2 protein-coding genes are annotated in these 1098 nt (G+C 37.4%); both read right to left on the bottom strand.

Going from position 1 to position 1098, the window contains the following annotated elements; genetic code table 11:
• Positions 1-235: 235 nt before the first annotated feature.
• A complete protein-coding gene (locus KEM39_RS11345; RefSeq protein WP_107863906.1) occupies positions 236-535 on the bottom strand; it encodes a hypothetical protein in 300 nt (99 codons plus the stop codon).
• 408 nt (positions 536-943) lie between these two features.
• On the bottom strand, positions 944-1098 hold a 155-nt coding region (locus tag KEM39_RS11335; protein ID WP_300991141.1), incomplete at its 5' end, for an RHS repeat-associated core domain-containing protein.

Genomic DNA, 1098 nt, shown 5'->3' with positions numbered 1-1098 from the left:
GATCTGTCTGCCGTCGGTCAGGACGGTGGCGGTACGGTTGCCGTTGAAGTCGTAGCAGGGTAAGGGTGGGACATAGGCAAGGTCGTCTGAAAATTGATTTCAGACGACCTTGATATTTTGTTGGGTCTCGACCCAACCTACGGCTACTAATTGTCAATAATGTATCTTTGGGCTCTTATACGAAAGCGTTGTACTATGCTAAGTAGATGGTTTTTAGATGGTTATGCTGAATAATTCAAGGATAACTTATCACTACTCCATACATTCCAACAGAGGAATGTATATAATAAATTTTATAAATTTCCTGATCGTTGATAAAAGGCAAGAGGCAAGGGAAGTCTTCTATAACTTCTTTTGAAATTTTTTTGCTATCAAAATCATATATGTCAAAAACTATATTCTGATCTGAAAAATTGTCAAAATGAAAAAAAACTACTTCTCTATATATTAATGTTTTTCCATTGTTTAAATATAGTGTTAACGTCTTGTCTTTTTTATTGTGTATTAAACCAATAATTTCCTCATCATGAATCATCTGTTTATTTCCTTTTCAACATTCATTGGGATTGTTCATAGAATAATATAAATCCTGACATGGGCTAATCGAATTAGGCCATAGTAAAAGCCCTAATCCACCAATGGCTTTTGTTGTTAGACCAGCCAGTCCTGGAGCCGCTTGAGCACATCTTCCACACCGTAATTGAAATTTTTCTGTTTTGGTTAATGCTCTTCCGTCACTTCTTGTTTTATTCGGTGCTTGAGCTGAAGGATATTTCCAATCATGTGCATGAGGATCGCCAGATCCATGATCATGACCAAAGTCAATATCTTTTATTGGGTTGCCATTTGCATCATAAGTCCTAATCTGTATAAGTTTACCTGTTTGAGTATTAGTTTGAGTTAATTTTCCGTTTGCAGGGCCAAACTTCCCAGTTTTACTTCCCTATGGGAGACGACTTTTAAGGGGTTTTCGAGCTAACCCCAAAGTATCTGTCCAGTTTAGCGAATTCCATGCAAATTGATATAAATTCATTCCACCTATTAACCCAATCGGATCCTGATTCACAAACCGCCCGATGTTCGGCTCATAGTACCTGA

The organism is Neisseria sp. Marseille-Q1983, assembly GCF_018224585.1.
Taxonomy (GTDB): domain Bacteria; phylum Pseudomonadota; class Gammaproteobacteria; order Burkholderiales; family Neisseriaceae; genus Neisseria; species Neisseria polysaccharea.
This window is presented reverse-complemented; position numbering and strand designations above follow the sequence as displayed.

What these genes read in the sequence shown, in the direction of transcription:
- KEM39_RS11345 (WP_107863906.1), bottom strand. Translation starts at nt 535, where the DNA reads ATGATTCATGATGAGGAAATTATTGGTTTAATACACAATAAAAAAGAC.